Here is a 22,900-nt window from a genome sequence, read left to right on the forward strand (position 1 = left end):
GTAATTAGTCAATCAATTGAATTTAAAAAAAGTGGAATAGCTGGGTTTTTATTTTTAGTATTCCAAACAGCATAAGCCATGCCATATGCATCGTCGCCTTTCATAGCAACAACAGAAATTTGACCTTGCAGCATTCTACAATATTTTGCATCTAAAACAAAAAATGAAATTCCCAACCCAGATGCCACATGCAAAAAAATACTATCTACTTCCGGAAAAATATGTGCAATATTAGGGGTAAATCCTTGTTCGGTACACTTGCGTACAAACCAATTGCTAAATTCAAATCCCGGTTGATCAAATAGAATGAAGCGCTCTTGTTTAAGTTCGTGAAGATCAAGGGAAAATTTATTAGCGTAAGCGTGATTGATGGGTAATAAGAAACATAGTCGTGATCTTCGTATTTCCTTTTGTTTAAAGGGAGACTTTGTTTTCTCCTCATGTCCAATATAGGAATTGAAATTAATGTCTAATTCTTCTAAATACAGTTGGTTATTGCTAATTGGCGTCTGGAGTACTCGAAGTTCAAGGGTGATGTGGGGATAAAGAGTACAAAACCGTCTGAAAATTTTGGGCAAGAAAGTGTGTGAAGAGCTAGGGCAGCCAATTTTTAGCTTTCCTGAAACATCATGTTGGGATTGGCGTGTTGCTTCAAGCACTTCGTCAATTTTGTCCAAAAGATTTTTGGCCTCTTTAAATAGGGTAAAACCTGCACGTGTTAACCGAACCACTGAATGATTGCGAATAAATAATTGTACACCTAACTGTTCTTCTAATTCCATAATATGCTTGCTTAGTGCCGATTGACTAAGGTGGAGATGTTCGGCTGCTTTGGTAAAATTTAAATACTCAGCTACAGCAATGAATGAATGCAAATAACGAATATCATTATTCATGGCTAGGCTATATCCATTCCTTTCGCATCGCTCAAGGCATAAAACGGATGAAATCCGTTTTATGCCTTGAGCGATTTTTTGTAGTCTTAGACAATATAGGTCATTATACTTTAAAACTTGCACAAAATCCACCATATATCGTTATGAATTTTTGGAATATACCTATCTATTTTGATATTTCACAATCTTTTTTCTTTTAAGTAGAATAAACATGTAGTTTTTCATAAAGACGCATGCTGATGGGGGTGAATAAGACGTTGCCAATATTATAATTTGATCAAAAATTGAAAAAGGAAGGTGTTATAACATGCAAAATAGGGATTTGGCTTTGAAGGCGGTGCTATTGTTCAGCTACACCTATACAATGATGGCAACCACGTTAATTATGCCGATCATGGGGAATTTAGCAATAACATTTCCAACTGCGGGAACGAAGATTCCTATGCTTATTTCCTTGCCGTCACTGGTTATGATTCCGGCAATACTTTTGTCCGGATATATTAGCAAATATGTCAGTAAGAAAACAGTTTTGGTTTTTGGTTCTATTCTTTATATTATTGGTGGGTTTGGCGGTGGCCTATATGATAATATTGATTTCATTTTACTAATGCGGACTATTGGCGGCGTGGGAACGGGCTTGGTTTTTCCATTAGTTCCAGCGTTAATTGCGCAACTTTATCAAGGCCATGAAGTACCTAAGATGATTGGCTGGGGCAATGCGACAGGCAGCATTTTCGGGGTGGTTTTTGCTACAGTTACCGGTTATCTTGCGGTAATGGACTGGCATTACGCTTTTGATATTTATTTATTATATATAGTTTTGTTGATTGCTCAAATAATGATATTACCTCATGTACCCCCGGAAAAACAAGATATCACAATGAAAAAGGACGACAAAAATGACGGTTTGAACTGGTTGGCGTGGGTTTATGTTTTGGCGACATTGGTATATATGGTAATCAGCATGGTGTTCATTGTAAAAACGGCTATTTTTATCATGGAAGAAAACCTCGGAAATTCGGCTAATGCCGGAATAGCTTCTTCAGTAGTATCGTTTACCGCGTTGATTCTTTGTTTAGTGTTTGGGCAAGTATTTAAAATCTTAAAAAGATATACAGTAGTGGTAGGCTTTGCCGCAACCGGAGTCTGTTTCTTTTGCCTGAGTATTGCGCAGAATTTTGAAATGATTATTGTTGCTTCGCTTTTTATGGGAATTTCGCTGGCAACTGTGTTGCCATATCTGATGACAACAATAACCATGGTTGTTCCTAAAAACGCGCAAACTACCGCGGTGTCGTTCGTGAGTACAGCAATGTATATCGGGCAATTTCTAGCGGCTTATTATGTTCAAGCAGTCGAATCTTTTGTTAATGGAGTAACAAGGACGGCATTTGCAATAATTGCCGGTCAGATTTTGATTATTGTTGTTATTGCCATTGGTTTTATATTGCTAACGCAAAGTCAATTTGACAAGCATGTAAATAGTCATGTAAATAGTAGTAAAACCTTGGACGCTTAAGGCGGGTAAAAGCTCACTTAAGTCAACGGAGTTTTCGAAACTCTGCAAACAGATAACCGAAAGGTGGATATTAATATGAAAACTGGCCTGGAGCTATTTCAGGAACGTACTGATCGGATTAAGAAGACGGTTGCACTAGAAAAGACCGATCGGCCGCCGGTAGTGCTGGGAGTTGATTCCTTTGCCGCAAGGCATATGGGATTTACCTTAGCCGAATACTTAAGTGACATGGACAAAGCAAGCGAAATGATGCTTAATTGCATGCTGGACATGGGGGAAAACGCCGATTGCTCAATGCAAACGACCGCTTTGGCCATTGCCAGCGGACCGGCATTCCTCTCCAAGCAAAAACTTCCCGGACGGGAATTAGGAGAAAATGCTCTCTGGCAAGTTGAAGAAGTGGATCTGATGACGGTTGAGGACTACGATATGATCATCAACAAGGGCTGGAACGCATTCAATAAACATTTTCTCGAAACCAGAATTCCCGAGACGCTGGTCGATTTAGAAGCAGTAAGCAAAGCCAATATGGCCCAATATGATGTCAATTTTAGAAACGCCGGCGTTGTGCCGCTGTCCGGGGGCGCAATCGGCCTGCCGCTTGACTTGTTTAGCTGTGGCCGGGGCATGAGTAACTTTATGAAAGATTTGTTTAAACGCCCGGACAAAGTACAAGCGGCCATGGATGCCGCCATGCCGGACCTGCTGGCCATGGCCAAGCCTTGCTTTGCCGGTAATCCGTTAACGGTGATGATCGGCGCTCCGCGCAGCGCTACTTCCCTTTTATCACCAAAACTCTGGCAGCGCTTTGTCTGGCCGTATTTGAAACAGGCAGTGGAGTTTATCGCAGAAAATGGTTCAGTTGCCTATTTGCATATGGATGGCGACTGGAACCGGGATTTAGAAGTCTTTCGCGGACTGCCGGCCAAGAAATTTATTTTTCACAGCGACAACTCAACCGATATCTATAAACTCAAAGAAGCGCTAGACGGCCATGGCTGCATAATGGGCGACGTACCGCCAGCATTGCTGACGCTGGGCACGCCGGAGGAAGTATATAACTACAGTCGCCAGCTGATTAACGAAATCGGCCCAACCGGTTACATTTTGGCTGAGGCTTGTTTTGTACCTTTTAACGCCAAGACGGAAAATGTCAAAGCTATGGTTGCCGCCGCTTCCGGCACATAAACATGCAAGCCTGGCGGCGATTGAAGTAAAAAGAAATGAGGTGTGGTGGTGGAAGTGACGCAAACTCTATTCGCTGAACGAATGGCAAGGTTAGAAAAAGCTATTGCATTGGAAAAACCTGACCGAACGCCAATAATGCTTTCGGGAACCTTCTTTTTGAAATATGGTAACCCGCAGGCAAAAATGGTTGATTTTATAACCAGGCCAGATTGGGCTGACGATATGGTAATTAACGGCTATCAAAAAATGGCCGATGTTGACGCTGGCGGACCGCCGGTACTGGGTAGAGCGGATGCAACCGGGGCGATGTGGCTGTCCAAAACCAAGATTCCCGGACGGGAACTGCCGGACGATGCCTTTTGGCAAATCGATGAAGTCGGCTTGATGACCGAAGAAGATTACGATACCATTTTAAAAATTGGCTGGCGTAAGTTTTTATCAGATTTTTTGATTTCCAGGTTAGGTTATACCCCTGAACAAATAACGCCAGATCTGGAATTCAACAAACGGCAGGACGAAAAGTTCAAATCAATCGGCCTGGTTAACCTTCTTGACGGTATTGGCGGCGGCATACCGTATGATGCTCTTTGTTCCGGCCGCGGGCTGGCCAAGTTTAACCGTGATTTGTATAAGAGACCAGACAAGGTTAAAGCCGTATTGGAGGTTATGGTAGCTGAAATGGTTGAGGACGAGATAAAATTCCTGCGGGCGAGAAAACCGTTTTGCACGGTCGTAGTTCCTTGCGTCCGGGCCAATTGTGATTTCCTGTCGCGAAAGATGTTTGAAAAATTTGGCTGGCCATTGTTCAAAAAATTTACCGACATAGCTATCGCTGAAGGCGTCAAAGTATTATTCCATATGGATGCCCGCTGGGATGATTTCCTTGATTATTTTACTGATTTTCCTAAAGGCAGCTGTATATTCGACCCTGATAGCTCGACCAACATCTACAGAATAAAAGAAGTACTCGGCGACCGGATGTGTATTACCGGCGATGTATCACCGGCGATGCTTACGGTGGGAACCCCGGATGCAGTTTATAAGTATTCCCGCAAATTAATCGAAGAAATTGGTCCTTCAGGCTTCATTCTTTCCTCAGGCTGTACCGTACCCTGCAATGCGAAACCAGAAAATGTCGAAGCGCTAGTTGCTGCTGCAAAAGGCTAAGATGAAAATAGGTGGTGTTTACTGTGAAAACAGCCCAAGAACTGCTTACAGAGCGCACCTCGCGTGTGTTAAAGGCCATTGCGCTGGAAAAACCGGACAGGACGCCGGTGGTATTTTCAGCCGACGCATTTTGCGCGATGCACATGGGTGTAAAATTAGAGGAATATTGCTCCAGCCCGGCAAGATCTCATGAAATCATTATGGATTCAGTTAAGCAATTGGGCGATATTGACGGAATAAGCGCGATATTTACCGCCGCAAATTCATTTCCACTGGCCTTTTTTGCCAATGTCAAACTGCCTGGCCGGGAACTGCCGGACAATGCTCTATGGCAGATTGACGAACAGGAAAGAATGATGCCGGAAGACTATGATGTCATTTTAAATAAAGGCTGGTCGGCCTTTAAAGCCGATTATTTTGCCAATCGGTTGCATATTTCAGTTCCCGAGATAGTAGCGGAATTAAATGGAATACCGCAAATGATCAAGGATGTTGAGGACGACGGCTATATGGTTTATACGCCTTGCTTCGCCATTACGGTAAATGAACACTTAGGAGGAGGCCGATCCTTTCCTAGATTTACGCGCGATTTATTCCGTATGCCGGACAAGATTCAAGCTGTCCTGGATATCATCCATCAAGAAACGGTGGAGGAGCTCAGAACGCAACTGCGAACCGTCAAACCGCAGGTGACCTGCCTGACTCCCGCCCGCGGTGCCAGCCAGTTTTTTTCGCGGAAGCTCTGGGAACGGTTTGTCTGGCGATACCTTAAAGGCTTAGCAGATGTAATTGTTGAGGAGGGTTCGGCAGTTAATATCCATATTGATGGCAGTTGGGAACGTGATTTGGAATATTTTACAACACTGCCGCGGGGCAAATGTGTTTTTGACACTGACTCGGTGACAGACATTTACAAGATCAAAGAAGTGCTCGGCGATCACATGTGTATCAAAGGCGATGTGCCGGCAGCACTGCTGACTATGGGAGCTCCGGATGAGGTCTATAATTACTGCACAAAGCTCATACGTGATATGGGTCCAGGATTCATTCTGTCTTCCGGTTGCTATGTACCGCCAAACGCCAAGGTGGAAAATGTCAAAGCAATGATTTCCGCCGCTTCCGGTAAATAAATGGAGCAAGAATTTGAGAGGAGAATGTCTTGTGGTTAGCAGTGATGGAACCAGGAAAACGCTGCTTAAAGGTGCCTTGTTATTCAGTAGTGTCGATGGTATGGTCGCCAGCGCCCTACTGGTACCGATTTTGGCCAATATCGCTAAAGACTTTCCGGATGCCGGCCCCTGGCTGAACCAGCTCCTATCGTTACCCAGTCTGTTGATGATTCCGGCAATTATTATAACTGGTAAACTAGCAGACTATGTCAGCAAGAAAACACTGCTTATGATCGGAACAATTCTGTTTACCGCCGGCGGCTTTGGCGGCATTTTTGCTAACAATATTATGGATTTAGTTTGGACCAGAGCTCTGCTGGGAATCGGCGCAGGTATTGTTTATCCGATGGCTCCGGCAATGATCGCCTATTTATACCAGGGCCAGGAGCGCGCTCAGATGCTGGGCTGGACCAACGCCTGTGGCAGTGTATTCTCATTTGTCTTGGGCATTGGTGCCGGGTATGCCGCACTATTTCACTGGAAGTATGCCTTCTATTTTTATTTGATTTTTGTACTTGTGTTCCTTATGCAGTGGGCTATGTTGCCTGATTTTCCGCCGGAGAAGAAGGATGATAAGATAGCTCAGGCCAAAGTCCAAAGCAATCCGCATAAAAAGTTAGGTTACCGGGTCTGGTTGACTTCTTTTGACATGATTGTATATATGACCCTGTCAATGGTTCTTCTTTACAAACTATCCTTATTTATCGTTAGCGAGCACCTTGGAACATCGGCGGATGTCGGCCTTGCCACTTCGATTCAGACATTAGCCTCATTTTTAATTAGCCTGGTTTTTTCTCAAGTGTTAAAGAGGCTAAAACGGTTTACCGCAGTGTTGGGACTTGCCTGCATGGCTTCAGGCTATTTCTTCTTCGGTATTGCCGACAACTTTTCACTGGTTGTAGTTGCAGCGATCTGTCTTGGTTTATCGCTGGGCATAATATTTCCCTACCTAATGAATCGTGTTTCCTCTGTGGCTCCTAATTCTAAGAAAACATTGGCTATTTCTTTGTTGAGTATGTCGATTTATATAGGACAGTACCTCTCGGCATTTTTTACGCAATTTGCCGACTGGGTCTCACATAGCTCAATTCGCGGAACCTTCACTTTTGTAGCGTCGGTGCTTGCTGTCTGCGTAATCATTGCCGTAGTATATATCCTTGCTACACAGGGACGGGACCGTAACGTCAGCATGGTGGTGAAGTAGTACTCATGTTGCAGGATGCCCATGCAGCATGTTTGTTTGGTCGATTTAACCATACATTGCCTAATCCGAACAGTCTATTTGCAGCAAACCGGACGATAGTTTGGCAAAGGAACAGCCTCAACAAGCGGCGGAATCTGTTTTTGGTTCAACAAAACAAGAAAAAACAGAATATTATTAATAATTTTAAGCGATGATCACTGTCAGTAGCTAAAAGTCGTGATAATAGAAAATTAAAAGGTGGGAAAAAGATGAAAAAGGTAGTGTATCTGGTTTTAGTACTCTTTCTATTCAGCTTTGCATCGGTAGCTTTTGGTGCCACCAATCCGTTTGGCGATGTCCCGGCCAATCACTGGGCGTACGATGCTGTTACCAGGTTGTCAAGCGATGGGATTGTAGAGGGCTACAGTGACAAAACTTTCCGTGGCAATAATATTCTTACCCGTTACGAAATGGCTTTAATCGTGGTTCAAGCCCTAAAAAGAGTTGATAAGGTCAATGACGAAGACAAAGCGTTAATCAACAAGCTGACCACTGAATTTGCCGGCGAACTTAAGACTCTCGGTGCTGAAATTAAGGCTATCAAAGAAAAACAAGATAAATTGACCATTACCGGCGACCTGCAGCTTGGCTACCATCATGACAGCCTTCCGGCCGGCAACGAAGCCGCCGGCACCAAGCCGCTGAACGGCAGCCAAAAGTTCACTTTTGCCGATAAGAACTTCTTCACCTACAAAGTCAATGACAAAATGAACGTTAACCTTACCCTGGAAATGGGCGGCGACCAACATATCGGCAATACCACTGCCGCTGTAAAAATGACCGGCGTTAGCGCCATGATGTTTGATACCATGGGCTTTGACATGATCTGGGCAGGCCGCCAGCCGATCCATGATATCGGTATCGGTCTGCTCGCCCGGCCTTCGAACGCTGACGGCATCTTTTTAAAGAAAACCCTCGGCGGCGTTGAAGCTACTACCTATATTGCCAACGTAAACTCGCCGGCTTTTATGACCAGCCCGCCCCAGATCAATCCGGTACTGGGCAATGTCCAGTTAGGCACGAAATTATCTGACAACCTGGGTCTGCGGGCCGGCTACTATTGGTCCACGGTTAACGGCAGCACCGATGCCAACCTTGCCTATACCAACGGCAACTACCTCGGTACCTCGTTCCAAAAGTCCAAAGGTCTTGACATTTCGGCCGACTACAAGTTCGGTGGCCTGACCCTGCTGGCCGAATATATCAACACCAGGCTTGCTGACCGCAGCGTGCTGTCCGGCTATACCACGCTCCCGGAGAATCCTACAGCTTGGGCTTTGTTCCTGACCAATGGCCAAACAACAATTCCCCATACCACCTGGCCAGCGTCCGATATTGTTGACCACAAGACTGTTGGCCAGAGCGCCTGGGCTGTCGGCTACTTTGAATGCGGCGCTGGCGCTGTGCCTCCGTACACCAATGGCTGGGATTTTCAGTGGAACAAGAACTATGCCGGTTCTCCCAGCTACGAACAGCAGGACAACACCAAAACCCTGTTTTTGCTCTATCAAAAGGTTATCGCTCCAAACACTAACCTGCAATTAGCCTACTGGCAGGTTAAGTATAAGGACCTCGGCTTGCTGCCCGGTTATACCGATGCTGTTGGCAAGCTGTACCAAGTTAAGGTAGACTTCTTCTATTAATTTCGGCCCCTTACAGACTACAGCAATGCATACCTCCTGCGCATTGCTGTAGTCGAACTGATGGGGAATTAAAGAAAGTGAGTGGTTAGTTATGAAAAACGCACAACAATTGTTGGCAGAACGCACCGAACGGGTAAAGAAAACCATTGCCTTTGAACAAACGGACAGGACACCGGTTACGCTTACCGGAGACGCTTTTTTCGCAAAATACGCAGGCATGAAACTATCAGATTTCTGTGCGGATTTAAAGGCTTCCCATGAAGCCATTTTACATTCATTCAAAGACTTTGGCGACGTGGATGGAGCTGGCAATATTTTTGGAGGAGCGGCAGGCTTGCCTTTAGTGTTTTATTCCAAGGTCAAATTACCTGGGCGGGAACTGCCGGATGATGCTTTGTGGCAGCTTGATGAACAGGAACTGATGACTGTGGCAGACTATGATGCGATTTTACATAATGGCTGGAAACAGTTTAGTAATGATTATATCAAGAACCGACTAGGGATTGATGTCGATAACTTGCTGCCGCAAATGGCCAATGTGCCGCAATTTATAAAAAATTTTGAGAATGCCGGTTATCTGGTATTCGCTTCCACCGCTGCAATCACGGTAAATGAATGTTTGGGCGGCGGACGCTCATTTCCCAAGTTTATGAAGGATATGTTTAAGATGCCTGATAAAGTAGAGGCTGTTTTAGATCTAATTCTGCAAGAAACATTAACCGATTTCCGGCAACAAATTCGTGCTGTCAAACCTTTAATTGTTTTTCTTTCTCCCGCGCGGGGCGCTAGTGAGTTCTATTCGCCCAGAATATGGGAGCGATTTGTCTGGAAATATCTGAAAGCCACCGTTGAGCTGATTGTTGAAGAAGGAGCCATAGCCAATCTCCATATTGACGGCAACTGGGAACGTGACCTGGAATATTTTAAAACCTTGCCTAAGCAGAAATGTATCTTCGAGTCAGACAGTTCTACCAACATCTACAAAGTGAGGGAGGTTTTGGGTGACCATATGTGTATTAAAGGTGATGTTCCGGCTGCCTTACTGACACTTGGCACTCCTGATGACGTGTATGATTATTGCACAAAACTGATACATGATCTGGGAACAGGTTTTATTCTCGCTTCCGGTTGCACCATACCGCCAAATGCCAAAGTAGATAATGTTAAAGCCATGGTTGCAGCCGCTGCCGGTAAGTAGGCCGGCAAGATCGTCAGTTTAAAAAGCGGTATGGAGGTTAGTGTAAATCATGCGTGAAGCCAATCTAGGAAAAGAACGGATTGAAAAAGCGGTTCGCAGAGAGAAAACAGATCGTACCCCGATTTGTCTTTCCGGTGACTTTGCTTTCTTCCATTATGCGGAACGTTCGGCAATTCCCGCTGATTATGTGAATAAATTTCCCTGGGCACTTGATCGTGCTCTTGCTGCATTAAAGCAAATGAAACACATCGACGCTGTAAGCGTCTTGGGGATTACTCCCGGCAAAGCGCTGGGCTCTGTCTGGATGTCAAAAACCAAATTGCCCGGTCATGAACTACCGCCGACGGCCTCTTGGCAGATTGAAGAAGTTGCCTGCATGCAAATCGAAGATTATGACGTCATTATTGACAAAGGCTGGAAGTATTATCAGAAGTATTATTTTGAACATTATCTTGGTCTGACCGAAGAAGAGCTTTTACTGAGCGGAAAATACATGGATTACACCGACCGGAAACTGCAGGAATTTGGCTGTATCAACATGACGCAGATGATGGGGCCGATTATTTACGACGGTCTATGCGCCGGACGCGGTATCGTCAACTTTACCCGCGATTTGTGGAAAATACCGGATAAAGTGAAAGCAACGCTTGATGTCATTGCGGAAGAAATGCTTGCCGACTTCCGGCGTGATTTGGCGGCGCTGCAGAACCGTTGTCCCGGAGAAAGCATCCGGGTGGGGATTGCCCCTGCAGTGCGGGGTAATTGCGATTTTATTTCCCCGGATAAATTTGAAAAATATGTCTGGCCCCTGTTTCAGGCAGAAGCCAACGCTGTTTTAGAGATTGGCGGAACACCGTATTTTCACATGGATGCAAACTGGACAAAAGTTCTTGATTATTTTAAAGAATTTCCGGCAAACCGCTGTATCTTTGACAGCGACGGCATGACCGACATCTATAAGATAAAAGAGATTCTCGGCGACCGGATGTGTATTACCGGTAATATCAGCGCAGCTCTCATGTCTCTTGGCACCCCGGATCAAGTATACAAAGAAGCCAAGCAGCAGATCGCCGATCTCGGTCCTACCGGGTTTATCGCCAGTGGTTCCTGTACTCTCCCGCACAACACCAAACCCGAAAATATCGACGCGATTATTGCAGCTTGCATCGAATAGGACCATCTGGACTTAGCCACTATTTTTAAACTACAAATATTGAGAGGAGAATGATTCATGAGTGAAAACAAAGGGTTTGGAACTGCTTTGCTGAAAGCGACTCTATTATTCAGTAGTGTAAATGGTATGGTTGCCAGCGCCCTGATGGTGCCGATACTGGCCAATGTCGCTGCCACCTACCCAGATGCCGGTCCCTGGCTCAATCAATTGCTGTCGTTACCTTCACTGCTAATGATTCCGGCAATACTGATAACCGGTAAGCTAGCCGACTATATCAGCAAAAAAACCTTGCTGCTCGTCGGGACGCTTATTTTCATTATTGGTGGCTTTGGTGGTATTTTTGCCACCGGCATTATGGATTTAGTCTGGGCCCGGGCTCTGCTGGGAATTGGCTGCGGCATTGTTTATCCTCTGGCCCCGGCCATGATCGCCTACCTGTATGACGGTCAGGAGCGTGCTCAACTCATGGGATGGACCAGTTCCTGCGGCGGTGCTGTCTCGTTCGTACTTGGTATTGCTGCCGGCTATGCTGCATTAGTTGACTGGAAATACGCTTTTTACTACTACCTGCTTTTTGTTATCGTTTTAATCATGCAGTGGTTTTTATTGCCGAATTTTCCCCCAGAGAAAAAAGATCCGACAATTACCCAGGCGAAATTGCAAACTGGCTCGGCGGAAAAACTCGGCTACCGGGTTTGGCTTGCTACTTTCGACATGCTGGTATTCATGACTGTTTCTATGTTTATTATCTTCAAGTTAGCCTTGTTCATAGTCAATGAACACATCGGTACCTCGGCCGATGCCGGTATGGCTTCGGCAATCAATACCCTGGCCTCGTTTGTAGTTAGTATGTTTTTTGCCCAAATCTGGAATAAACTTAAACGATTTACCGCCATTGTCGGTTTAGCTTGTATGTCGGTCTGCTACTTCTTATTTAGTATTGCCCACTCCTATGGCATGATGATGGCTGCAGTCATTTTTCTTGGTTTTTCCATGGGTTTGATGTTCCCTTACCTAATGAACCGGGTATCCATAGTGGCTCCTAATTCTCAAAAGACCTTTGCTATTTCCTTGTTAAGCATGGCTATCTATCTTGGGCAATTTTTCACCGGTTTTTACACGCAATTCGTCGACTGGCTCACCAATGGTTCGATCCGGGCCGGCTTTATGTTTGTCGCCGGTAATATGGCCGTTTTCGCTCTCATTGCGCTAGCGTATGTAATCTTTACCCGAAATCGTGAAGGCGAATCTCACGAATCTCAGACCACGGTTGCCGGTTAACTGTCGGTTGGTGCTGATTAGGAGGAGTTTATTGATGAAAACATCTGAAGAATTACTGCAGGAACGTACTGTGAGGATAAAAAAGGCAATAGCGCTGGAAAAACCGGATAAGACGCCCGTGGTACTGTCAGGCGATGCTTTTGCCGCTAAGCATATGGGAGTAAAACTGTCTGACTATATATCAACACTTGAAAGATCCAATGAGATAATTTTAAAGTCCTGCAAAGAACTGGGCGATATTGATGGTACCGGTGTAGCCTTTACGGCTGCACGAGGATTTGCCTTAGGCTTCTGCTCGAAGGTCAAACTGCCAGGACGGGAACTGCCGGATGATGCCCTCTGGCAGTTGGACGAACAAGAAATGATGAGCGTGGAAGATTATAACACCATTTTAGCCAAGGGGTGGGCGGCTTTTAGCGAGCAGTACTTTACCCAAAGGCTAGAATTGCCACTGGCTTCCATCATAGATGAAATGAAAGTTGCCCCACAAATGGGGAAAAATGTCGAAGAAGCGGGTTATGTATTTTATAACCCTTGTGGTGCCATTACGGTAAACGAGTTTTTGGGTGGCGGCCGTTCCTTTCCAAAATTCATGAAGGATTTATTCAAAACACCGGATAAAGTGGCGGCTGTTTTGGATGTAATCCAGGCAGAAACTATGACTACACTGCGAAAACAAATTCAGGAGGCCAAACCGCTGGCCGTCTTTATCTCGCCTGCCCGGGGCGCCAGTCAATTTTTCTCGTCCAAACTGTGGGAACGGTTTGTTTGGAAATACCTAAAAGCAACAGTGGAGGCTGTTATTGAAGAAGGTGCGATCGCTAATCTTCATATCGACGGCGACTGGGAACGCGATCTGGAGTATTTCAAAGCGCTGCCGAGGGGGAAATGCGTTTTTGAAACTGACAGTTGTACCAATATTTACAAAATAAAAGAGGTGCTCGGCAGCCACATGTGTATCAAAGGGGATGTTCCGGCAGGCCTGCTTACCTTAGGTACTCCCGATAAGGTTTACGAATACTGCATAAAATTAATAAACGACATGGGAACAGGGTTCATATTATCCTCCGGATGCACCGTCCCGCCCAATGCCAAGGTGGAAAATGTTAAGGCCATGATCTCCGCCGCTTCAGGGAAATAGACGGTTTATAACTTTAAAATCGAGGATATAAGTCTGACTCTTACTGTCATGTAAAATAAGCGCAGTGGCAATGGTTTCATACCGTTACCACTGCGCTTGCGAGAGGAATGGTTATAATAATGAGCAAATTGGAGGTTTTGGGAGATTGTATTGATATTATTGTTGCCGCAAATCCATTTCCCTGCAGTGCCGTCGTTATCGATAGTGATGGCGTGATTATAGCTGGTGCTAAAAAAAGTGATTTTCTTCCGGGTGTACCAAATATGTTTGAGAGTGGTAAACGTATACCGCCGGGAATTGGCTATCAGTGCATAGAATCTAAGCAGCCGGTGAGTGAGGTGATTCCCAAAGAAGTTTTAGGGATGAAAGTAAAAGTGCAATGCGAACCGGTATTTGAAACTGATGGATCGTTGATTGGTATTTTTTCCATGACTGTAAGTATGGAAAATCAAGATAATGTTTACGCAGTGGCGCAAACTGTTGCCGCCACTGCCGAAAAAATAGCGGCAACATCCCAGGAGTTAGGAGCCACAGCGACGCACTTGGCGGAAGAATTGAGTAAAATTAAGGCAGGCGGACACAATGTTGCCAACCAGATAAATAAAACGGGTGATATTTTGAAATTTGTCAGCGATGTTGCCGCCAATTCCAACCTACTTGGACTCAATGCCGCAATTGAAGCTGCCAGGGCGGGAGAACATGGCAAAGGATTTGCAGTTGTTGCCGATGAGATTCGTAAAATGGCTGTTAACAGTGCCAATTCCGTTGGCGAAATAAAAAAAATATTACAAGATATCCAGAATCAAACGGAATGCGTAACCCAAACGGTTGATCGTGCTTTCGAGCTTAGCAGACGGCAGGCGGCAGCCACTGAACAAACGATGTCCACGATGCAATCCTTAAGCGCTACGACGAATGAACTCGAAAAGATTGCTGAGGTGGTATAATGGGGAAGCAGATAATTGGGGTACTTAGAACTCGAATGTCAATACAACTTTCGCACGATCAGGATATTCTGGTTCGGTGGGAAGTGATTCAGGTTATACAAGGAAGGGCTTAGATCGTGATTACCAAACTAGACGGAAAAGGTGCTGCTATGTCTGGCAGATAAGCACAATGGTCAATTTTCCACCCTGTTGAAAAGTCTAATTAGCTATTTCTTACCAAATTCTAACCTTAGTCTAACAAGTGATTAACTTTTAAAGTCTATACTGGTTAAGGAAATCTCTGGAAGAATGGAGGGCATTATGAGAAGAATTGCATCTATTATACTGATGATCGCATTCATAAGTGTATCTGTGTCAGGCCTACATATGGTCCTTGTACCCAAACCTCAAAACGTTCAATCGCAAATGGAAGATAAACATGGCGGTGATAAATCAACGGCTAGGAGAGAAATACCGTTTTACCCGAAAAAAGCGCATGAATGGTCGGGATATATCTTTGTTGCAGCAGGATTAGTACATCTCGGATTCAATATAAGACCAATGCTATCTTATTTTAGGCGTACGAAAAAGAATATTGCTGGTTAAGGTTGACAATACAAACACGCTTCCTGTCTATTACGGCGCAAACTTGAGAGCTTGGTTGAGCGTCAAACTTGACCTCCAAGTAGCCGATTTGGATATTGATGCGGTCGAGAAGCAGCTAAAACGTCTATATGCCGACCGCCAATCTGACCGCCGGAGTGGTGAGGTGGTAGAAAACTTCACGATTGCTGGTTGGAACGTTTGGCGCCTTCGTTACGCTGGATTTAGCATCAATACGCTGAATTTGTTCGCTATGGTACTGGCGATCGGGCTTGTAGTGGATGATGCCATTATAAATAGTAATTGATAATTTAAGCAATATTAAAATAAAAGCACTCTAGTGTAGCGAGGTGAGAAAATGAAAAGAGTAATAATCTTAGCAGTATTATTAATGCTTGGAATGGTAATCAATGGATGTACAGCTGCACCCAAAGAACAGGTGGCAGATAATAAACCTATAAAAAGCGTTACAGCCATTACTGAAGTACTTGGGGATGGGCAAAAGGTAAGTGCTGTAGTGCTGGAATACGATAAGGCCATCGACACAGCCAAGCTGAAAACCTCGGACTTCGCGGTCGAAGGCAAGACCGTCACGAAGGTGTATGCCAATACCGCAGCGGCAAAGGCCTCGCAGGGCGTGAACGGCCAATATGTCATTGTAGAACTCTTGACGGCCATTACGCCCGATACAATGCTGAATGGCAACGGTGCTGACCGAGGGAATAGTAGCGGTAATGGAGCAGGCAATTCCGCGCAGGGGTCTTCACAGAATATCAGTCCACCCCAGGGCGGTGGTGGACCCCAATTAGGGTCCGCAGCAACCGATTCAGCCGAAAGCAAACCCTTAACCGTCAATGTGACACAGAACAGCGACATTGCGACGGCAGAGGGACAAACCTACAAGGCGGATACCCGCGTAATGACGAACAGCAAGAACATTAATCTGGTGGTAGAGGATTTCAAACAGCTTATTTACACAGACCCGAACTACAATAACGCAAAACTGATGTACAACCTGTATGTGCCGAAGAATTACGATCCGTCCAAGAAGTATGTTCATGCATGACGCCGGCGTTGTCAGCAATAACCCCACGAATACGCTGACGCAGGGCTTGGGTGCAGTCATCTGGGCCACTCCCTCCGAGCAGGCAAAGAACGAATGCTTTGTGGTTGCACCTCAGTACACTACTGTGATCGCCGATGACAATTCCAAGACAACCGAACAAATGGACATCACTGTGGATTTGATCAAGGAACTGGAGATGCAATACAGTCTCGACACCAACCTCATCTACAACACTGGCCAGTCGATGGGCGGGATGGCCTCCATCGCGATGGATATCAGGTATCCGGACATGTTTGCGGCATCGCTGCTGGTAGCCTGCCAATGGGATGCGACGAAAGTGACCCCGATGGCGAAGGACAACCTGTGGATTATCGTTTCCGAGGGTGACAATAAGGCTAAGCCGGGAATGGACGCCATAACCGAAGCCTTGAAGGCGCAGGGGGCTACTGTCAGCAAGGCAACCTGGTCCGCAGAAGCCAGTACGTCAGAATTCACGAAGACTGTGAACTCCATGCTGGCTGAGGGCTGCAACATCAATTATACGGTCTTCAGGAACGGAAGCCATAGGTATACCTGGCAGTATGCCTATACGATTGAAGGTGTGAGGGACTGGCTGTTTAAACAGGTTAAGAAGTAAGAGCAAATCTTTATTGGATTGCCATAGATGAATTCTTAGTAGCATGGAACATTATATATGTGTTATCATGAACTGATATACTAAAACCCCGCACACCCAAAAGTGATAAAATAATAATCAAATTGAGGTATGCAAAAATGGTAAAAAAGTATAATCAGGAATTTAAGAAGATGCTCTGAAATTGGCCGCAGAGACTGGAGTCCGCCAAGCCGGAGAGAAACTCATATTATCTCGATGCACGTGGAGTGTTGCGTTTGGCTGGAAAGAAAACACAGCGCGTGAGCCAGGTGTAGACTGGGTTTGAGGGCTGTGAAAAAAATAGTATATGTTCCCTGGACGTGGTTAGAAAACACTAGGGTTAGGATCTTCAAATTTCGATAACGTGCCATTGATTAATATCCGAAAATACAAGATGATAATACGTTGTCAACACGCGAAAATCGCGGGTTTTTTGGGACAATAGAAAATAGCAAGGATAGGTATGGTCTATAGTTAAATGAATTTAATGCATCATGCTGGCGGCAACTGAACGTGGCCTTGCGACAATGCCAGCGGTGCAACTCGTTCACTATCCGGAGATTTTAAAAACTTGGGATCCCAGACAATTTGTCTATTGTTTTGGGGATTGCGATTGGTTATGAAGATGAGCAACATCTGTTCAGCAAATTCATAAGCACCAGAAGGCAAGTATCGGATGTGGCCAAAATTAAAGGAATTAAATAGAGGTAAAAATAGAAGGATTGACATAATGAGCACAAGATAATTATGCTCGTAATATTGGAATTCGGTGTACTCTTTCGCTCTGTTTGATATTAGAAAAGGGGTATTTGGGGTCTATCATGGTAGACCCCACTGTTCCCTCGATGAATAAAGCTCTTCCTCAAGACCGCTTCAGTTTCAAACTGAAACGGTCATTTTCATTCTCACACCGTACTCACACGGTTTCGTGCTTTCTCACACCGTACTCACAGCATTTTTGTTATGATAATTGTTATTGAATCGATCATTTGAAAATTCTACGTCGATGGCGAATTTTATATGGAGAAAGTTTGGAAGAGGAGAGGAGATTTTGTGCGCTTATGTATGCCATGTACAAATAGGCCGGGGTTGCTGTTGGACATTTCGCAAGTTCTAGTGAATTGGGAATGTAATATAGTGTCTGTCGAAGTGAATAAGGAGGCACTATATCTGGAGTGCCAGATTGTTTTTGAAGAACAAAAGCCCAAGCTTATGCGAGAATTGCAGCAGGTGGACGGAATCGACAAAGTTAGTGAAGTCTCTAGTATGCCGGCGAAAGAACGGGCTGAGCAGCTTGAGGCTATCCTAACCTCCTTTCAGGATGGTGTGTTGGCCGTTAACTTTATGGATCTATCTTTTGCGAGTCCTGCTATGAAAAAGGTAGTAGAGGAGGCACAACTCTATGCGGCCAGTTCATCTACTGTACTTATTCGCGGAGAGACGGGAACAGGCAAGTCACTTTTGGCCAGAGCGCTGTATAGTGCTTCTCCCCGGGCCGGAATGCCTTTTTTGACGGTCAACTGCGCAACGCTTCCGGATGCATTGCTGGAAAGGAATTTATTCGGTTATGAAGAGGGGGAATTTACTGGCGCTACTAAGAAGGGAACCCCCGGTCTGTTTGAACTCGCCAATGGCGGGACGCTGTTTCTTAATGAGGTCGGAGAGGTGCCGTTATGTCTTCAGAACAAGCTTCAGCGCGTCCTGAAGGAAAAACGGGTTCGACGCCTGGGAAGCTCTCGTGATTTACCGGTTGATGTACGATTAATAGCTGCTACTCACCGCAACCTCGAGGAAATGATGAAACGCCGGTTATTCAGGGAAGACCTTTATTACCGGCTGAATGTGCTTCCTCTTTTTGTGCCGCCTTTGCGGAATTGTGCCGAAGATATTCTGCCCTTGGCTGAGCACTTTCTTAACCGTTGTGTCGCTGAGCTTGATACGCCGGTCCGGCGCTTTTCCCCGGAGGCTATAGAAAAACTGCAGACTTATGTCTGGCCGGGTAATATACGGGAGTTGGGAAATCGTGTTGAGCGGGCAGTTCATTTGGTAGACGGTACGGAAATCCGGCCCGAGCATATTTATATAGGTATGAAAAGTTTACCGGTCAAGCCGGCTCAGATACAATTTGAAACTTATCAGACCCTGAAAGCGCGGCTGGGGGAGGTAGAGCGAGATATATTACAGGCGACTATGAGAAGATTTCGTTCCTCCCGACAGGCAGGTGCTGTTCTGGGGCTATCTCATACTGCGGTCCTAAAAAAGCTTAAGAAGCACGGCTTACAGTCTGGCAGTCATTGAAACAATCAAGGCCACTGCAGAATATTGCAATGGCCTTAATTATTTCTGTTGACAGTGTTTTTTATACCGTATGTTTATTCTTTATAAATCAAAATTACCGCTGGCCTCGGGCTGAAAAAGGATTTTTTCTACTGTTAACAGGGCGATCCCCCCGGGAATTTCCCATTCAACTTTATCGCTTTCCCGGTATCCCAAAATAGCCATACCGATCGGTGCCAATACCGAAATCTTTCTTTCCAGCATATCGGCTTCGTCCGGATAAACCAGAGTGCAGATCATTTCTTCCCCGCTGCTTAGATCTTTCAGCAATACCTGTGACCGCATCGTAATCACATCAGAGGGAATATCCTGCGGCTCGATGATAACAGCCCGTTTCAGTTCGGACTTCAATTCTTCCAGATGCGTCTTGTTGCCTGGCGCAAATTCTTCTTCGGTTTGGATTAATTTTTCCAGTCTCTCCTGATCCGTGCGGGTAATAAAAATAGCTCTTGACACTCCTATTTCCCCTTTCTTTCAAATCATTCAGCAGGTGGTTATATAGAACGATTAGCTTGCAATGCAGGTAGTCGCAGTATGCTTATTAAAGGAATATTCCATATTTTGTAGAAGATAAGGAGTCCGCCGTAGTGCCTCAGTTGCAGGATTGTACTTTCTTCTATATATTGATATACTAAAACAAAAACAGGAAAATTAAGGATGATCAAAAGCTCAGATTCGCCTCGCTAGTCTGCAGAATATCCTTTGTGACATAAGCTTCAATGTGTCTGCCAGTGGTAATAACAGAATTTTTACAATAACAGGGATTTTAACAGATTTTTTGATCCTTTCTGCTAAGTAAGTTATATAACCGGATCTTGCTGAGACGAGTATAGCATTAATTCCGGCATCCTCCAGGCGTCTGGCTAGAGCGCCTATTTCAATAATACTTAAATCTTCGGTTCTAACGATGACGGGATATGTGGTGTCAACACCGGCATCCCGGCATCTTCTGGCGGCATCCGCCAGCTTTTGAATAATCTCATCCATTTCTTCCGGTGCGCCGGTTTCACTGCCGGCACAGTGAAGTTGTACAGAGACCTTGACACTATATTTATGGCACTCATCCACTAATTTTTTTAATCCGTCAAGGTGATCATCAGACCACAAACCAAGTTGATTCACTGCACTCTTTCCCAATGGATCGACAGCGGTTGCCTCAATGGTAATGAATCTAAGTCCACCTTTTGCTATTGCCACATGATAATCAATTAAACATTGAGATACATTGTTATCTTGATTTGCGTAATTTGCTCTCATTAGCGGGTGCCTCCCTCCGGCATAATCCTGCACTTGGAATGCGTTCGCTTAACATTAGCCTACTTTAAGCGATTAGCTCAATGAAAGTTATTATAACAAAAATGTTGTGAGTGCGGTGTGAGAATGCACGAAACCGTGTGAGCGAGCTGTGAGGAACACCGAATCTTACAAAAGAAAGGGCCTAAGCCATGCTGAAGCGCATTACTAAAAAACATGCCAAACAAAATGCGGTACAAGCACGTGAAAAAGAAGCCGGAACAAAGATTTTGTATACATTGACAAACCATCTTACAGATGCGGCAGATATTCATGATATTGCGGGGATTGTAACGAATGCCATCAGCAAAATGCTAAACAGTAATATAGGTTGCCTGTGGTTTGATACGAATGGAAAACCGGAGCAGACCTTTATTCAGCAGATTTCTCCCCAAAAGCGGATTCACCGGGAAATACCGGATGTGGACGCACTCCTGCACCGGATCGAAGGACTGAAAACCGACTATGATATCGGAACAGAGTTTTATGAATGGCCGATCTATGGGCGGGAAACAACGCTCGGGCTTATCCGGGTCCCCAAAGAAGCTGCAAAAGCCATGAGCGAATCGCAAACCCGAATGCTGCACGCAATGATCGAAAGCACGGCTCTGGCCATGGACCGTTTTCGCGCCATGCAGCAGCGGATAAAATTTAATGAGGAAATCGCACAAGAGCGCTTTCGTGGAAATCTGCTGCGGTCGATCTCTCATGATTTGCGCACCCCCCTTTCCGGCATTATAGGAACGTCTGAAATGCTGCTGAATATGACAGCGAAGGATGATCTGCGATACCCTCTTATGGCAGGAATTCACAAAGATGCCAATTGGCTGCATTCTCTGGTTGAGAACATTTTGAGCCTGACCCGTTTGCAAGACGGAAAATTGGTGCTTAACAAACAGGAGGAAGCCGCCGAAGAGGTCGTAGGGGCTGCGATCCGCCATATTTCACGGCACTATCCGGAGCATGAAATAGCGGTTCATGTACCGGATGAATTGCTGCTCGTACCAATGGACGCAAAGCTGATCAGACAGGTGCTTATCAATCTTTTGGACAATGCCGTTAAGCATACAACTCTCCAAGATGAAATCAGTGTTTTGGTGACAAAGGATGTTGAGAAGAACTATGCCGTATTTTCGGTGCGCGACAGCGGTGAGGGCATTGCAGCCTCCGAGCTGCCCAATATCTTTCAAATGTTTTATACGTCACGGGTCAAGCATTCTGATGCACAGCCGGGCATAGGATTGGGCCTTCCCATATGCGACGCAGTAGTGAAGGCCCATGGAGGAAGAATAACGGCCCATAACCGCACAGATGGCCCGGGAGTGGAGCTTACCTTTACGCTCCCATTGGAGGTGAAGGATCATGACTCAATATAACACATACGTTCTTGCGGTTGAAGACGACAGGCAAATACGAAATTATATCTGTTATTTGCTGAATACAGAAGGCTTCAGGTACATTGCTGCAAGCACCGGTGAGGGTGCGTTAAGTATACTTGTCTCGGAACCAATCGACTTGATGCTGCTCGATCTGGGGCTTCCGGACATTGATGGCATGGAGGTCATCCGGAAGGTGCGCGAATGGTCGGATATGCCGATTATCGTTATTTCCGCACGCGATCAAGATAAGGAAAAGGCAGCCGCACTGGATTTGGGAGCTGACGATTATTTGACAAAGCCCTTTTCTGCAACGGAGCTTTTTGCCCGAATCCGTGTTGTGTTGCGCTATTTATATAAGCAGAACAGCGGCAGCAAAGTGCAGAGTATCCTCCAGGTAGGCGGACTGCAAATTGACCTGGACAAGCGCTTGCTCTATGTCGATGGCAGCGAAACCCATGTTACGCCCATGGAATATAACCTGCTGGCGCTCTTTTTTAAGAATATAGGAAAAGTGCTTACGACAAAGCAGATTTTGAAAGAGATTTGGGGCATCGGCTATGGCAGTGATACGCAGGCCCTGCGGGCTCTCATGGCCGGCCTCAGACGAAAAATCGAGAAAAATCCGGCAAAACCACGATATATCCTGACGGAAATAGGGGTCGGTTACCGGCTCGTAGATGAATAAATCCTTTCCCGATGCCCGTGGAGTGCACAGTTCTGCTGAAAAGAAAACACAGGCATTGAAGCCAGGCGGGGCCTGGGTTCGAGGACTGTGGGAAAAATGGTTTATGTTCCCCTTGACGTAGCTAGAAAACAAGGGGACTCCAAATGTCCATCACGGACCATGATCGGATATCTTTGTAAATTAGTCAGGGTCAGGCAGAACCGTATCACTGGTAACGACGAAAAATAGCCTCATCCATGAATAATGCAAGGATTGAGGCGTTATTTTATTTAAAGGGGTTTGTCTGCTGAAGGAGCATTGTTAATAGGGGATCTGTTAGGTAATAAAAGTTTTTTAT

Annotated in this window: 20 protein-coding genes and 1 pseudogene; 18 read left to right on the plus strand and 3 right to left on the minus strand. The window is 45.3% G+C overall.

What is annotated here, in order from left to right; translation table 11 throughout:
- Positions 1-8: 8 nt before the first annotated feature.
- A complete protein-coding gene (locus VN379_RS17560) occupies positions 9-896 on the minus strand; it encodes a LysR family transcriptional regulator (protein ID WP_325536176.1) in 888 nt (295 codons plus the stop codon).
- Positions 897-1,203: 307 nt separating this feature from the next.
- Here VN379_RS17560 and VN379_RS17565 point away from each other — a divergent pair, with 307 nt between their 5' ends.
- The 16 genes and pseudogenes from VN379_RS17565 (at position 1,204) to VN379_RS17640 (ending at position 19,167) form a co-directional block, all read left to right on the plus strand.
- Positions 1,204-2,415 (plus strand): MFS transporter, encoded by a 1,212-nt coding sequence (locus VN379_RS17565; protein WP_325536177.1) that lies wholly within the window; start codon positions 1,204-1,206, stop codon positions 2,413-2,415.
- Between the two features lie 75 nt (positions 2,416-2,490).
- Positions 2,491-3,603: a uroporphyrinogen decarboxylase family protein gene (locus VN379_RS17570; RefSeq protein ID WP_325536179.1), complete on the plus strand. Its 1,113-nt coding sequence runs from the start codon at positions 2,491-2,493 to the stop codon at positions 3,601-3,603.
- A 48-nt stretch (positions 3,604-3,651) separates the two neighbouring features.
- Positions 3,652-4,770, plus strand: coding sequence for a uroporphyrinogen decarboxylase family protein (locus VN379_RS17575; RefSeq protein WP_325536181.1), 1,119 nt, complete (start codon positions 3,652-3,654; stop codon positions 4,768-4,770).
- A 23-nt stretch (positions 4,771-4,793) separates the two neighbouring features.
- Positions 4,794-5,900: a uroporphyrinogen decarboxylase family protein gene (locus VN379_RS17580; RefSeq protein WP_325536183.1), complete on the plus strand. Its 1,107-nt coding sequence runs from the start codon at positions 4,794-4,796 to the stop codon at positions 5,898-5,900.
- A gap of 31 nt (positions 5,901-5,931) precedes the next feature.
- Positions 5,932-7,143, plus strand: coding sequence for an MFS transporter (locus VN379_RS17585; protein ID WP_325536185.1), 1,212 nt, complete (start codon positions 5,932-5,934; stop codon positions 7,141-7,143).
- A 248-nt stretch (positions 7,144-7,391) separates the two neighbouring features.
- Positions 7,392-8,825, plus strand: a complete 1,434-nt coding sequence (locus tag VN379_RS17590; protein WP_325536187.1) for an S-layer homology domain-containing protein — start codon at positions 7,392-7,394, stop codon at positions 8,823-8,825.
- Between the two features lie 91 nt (positions 8,826-8,916).
- Entirely contained in the window at positions 8,917-10,023 is a 1,107-nt protein-coding gene (locus VN379_RS17595) for a uroporphyrinogen decarboxylase family protein (RefSeq protein WP_325536189.1), read from the plus strand.
- A gap of 49 nt (positions 10,024-10,072) precedes the next feature.
- Positions 10,073-11,197 (plus strand): uroporphyrinogen decarboxylase family protein, encoded by a 1,125-nt coding sequence (locus tag VN379_RS17600; protein ID WP_325536191.1) that lies wholly within the window; start codon positions 10,073-10,075, stop codon positions 11,195-11,197.
- 57 nt (positions 11,198-11,254) lie between these two features.
- Positions 11,255-12,478 carry an MFS transporter gene (locus VN379_RS17605; RefSeq protein WP_325536193.1) on the plus strand — a complete coding sequence of 408 codons (1,224 nt, stop codon included), beginning with the start codon at positions 11,255-11,257 and terminating at the stop codon, positions 12,476-12,478.
- 34 nt (positions 12,479-12,512) lie between these two features.
- Positions 12,513-13,619 (plus strand): uroporphyrinogen decarboxylase family protein, encoded by a 1,107-nt coding sequence (locus VN379_RS17610; RefSeq protein WP_325536195.1) that lies wholly within the window; start codon positions 12,513-12,515, stop codon positions 13,617-13,619.
- Positions 13,620-13,738: 119 nt separating this feature from the next.
- Positions 13,739-14,566, plus strand: a complete 828-nt coding sequence (locus tag VN379_RS17615; protein WP_325536197.1) for a methyl-accepting chemotaxis protein — start codon at positions 13,739-13,741, stop codon at positions 14,564-14,566.
- Positions 14,567-14,866: 300 nt separating this feature from the next.
- Positions 14,867-15,151: a DUF4405 domain-containing protein gene (locus VN379_RS17620; protein ID WP_325536199.1), complete on the plus strand. Its 285-nt coding sequence runs from the start codon at positions 14,867-14,869 to the stop codon at positions 15,149-15,151.
- Between the two features lie 185 nt (positions 15,152-15,336).
- Positions 15,337-15,443: pseudogene (locus VN379_RS25190) on the plus strand (efflux RND transporter permease subunit); the annotation flags it as partial.
- Positions 15,444-15,506: 63 nt separating this feature from the next.
- Positions 15,507-16,214 carry a hypothetical protein gene (locus tag VN379_RS17630; RefSeq protein ID WP_325536203.1) on the plus strand — a complete coding sequence of 236 codons (708 nt, stop codon included), beginning with the start codon at positions 15,507-15,509 and terminating at the stop codon, positions 16,212-16,214.
- A complete protein-coding gene (locus tag VN379_RS17635; protein WP_325536205.1) occupies positions 16,207-16,851 on the plus strand; it encodes an alpha/beta hydrolase-fold protein in 645 nt (214 codons plus the stop codon). The genes VN379_RS17630 and VN379_RS17635 overlap by 8 nt, the downstream gene beginning before the upstream one ends.
- Before the next feature lie 1,155 nt (positions 16,852-18,006).
- Complete coding sequence (locus VN379_RS17640) at positions 18,007-19,167, plus strand: sigma-54 interaction domain-containing protein (protein ID WP_325536207.1); 1,161 nt, start codon at positions 18,007-18,009, stop codon at positions 19,165-19,167.
- Between the two features lie 81 nt (positions 19,168-19,248).
- On the opposite strand, the gene rnk is transcribed toward VN379_RS17640, so the two are convergent.
- Both rnk and VN379_RS17650 read right to left on the minus strand, forming a co-directional pair.
- A complete protein-coding gene (gene rnk / locus VN379_RS17645; RefSeq protein WP_325536209.1) occupies positions 19,249-19,662 on the minus strand; it encodes a nucleoside diphosphate kinase regulator in 414 nt (137 codons plus the stop codon).
- A 213-nt stretch (positions 19,663-19,875) separates the two neighbouring features.
- Complete coding sequence (locus tag VN379_RS17650) at positions 19,876-20,463, minus strand: hypothetical protein (protein WP_325536211.1); 588 nt, start codon at positions 20,461-20,463, stop codon at positions 19,876-19,878.
- Between the two features lie 188 nt (positions 20,464-20,651).
- On the opposite strand from VN379_RS17650, the gene VN379_RS17655 reads away from it, so the two are divergent.
- Positions 20,652-21,875 (plus strand): sensor histidine kinase, encoded by a 1,224-nt coding sequence (locus VN379_RS17655; RefSeq protein ID WP_325536213.1) that lies wholly within the window; start codon positions 20,652-20,654, stop codon positions 21,873-21,875.
- Entirely contained in the window at positions 21,862-22,563 is a 702-nt protein-coding gene (locus tag VN379_RS17660; protein ID WP_325536215.1) for a response regulator transcription factor, read from the plus strand. Before VN379_RS17655 ends, VN379_RS17660 begins: the two co-directional genes overlap by 14 nt.
- Positions 22,564-22,900 lie beyond the last annotated feature (337 nt).

Origin of the sequence: Sporomusa sp., assembly GCF_035561255.1 — a bacterium.
GTDB lineage: Bacteria > Bacillota > Negativicutes > Sporomusales > Sporomusaceae > Sporomusa.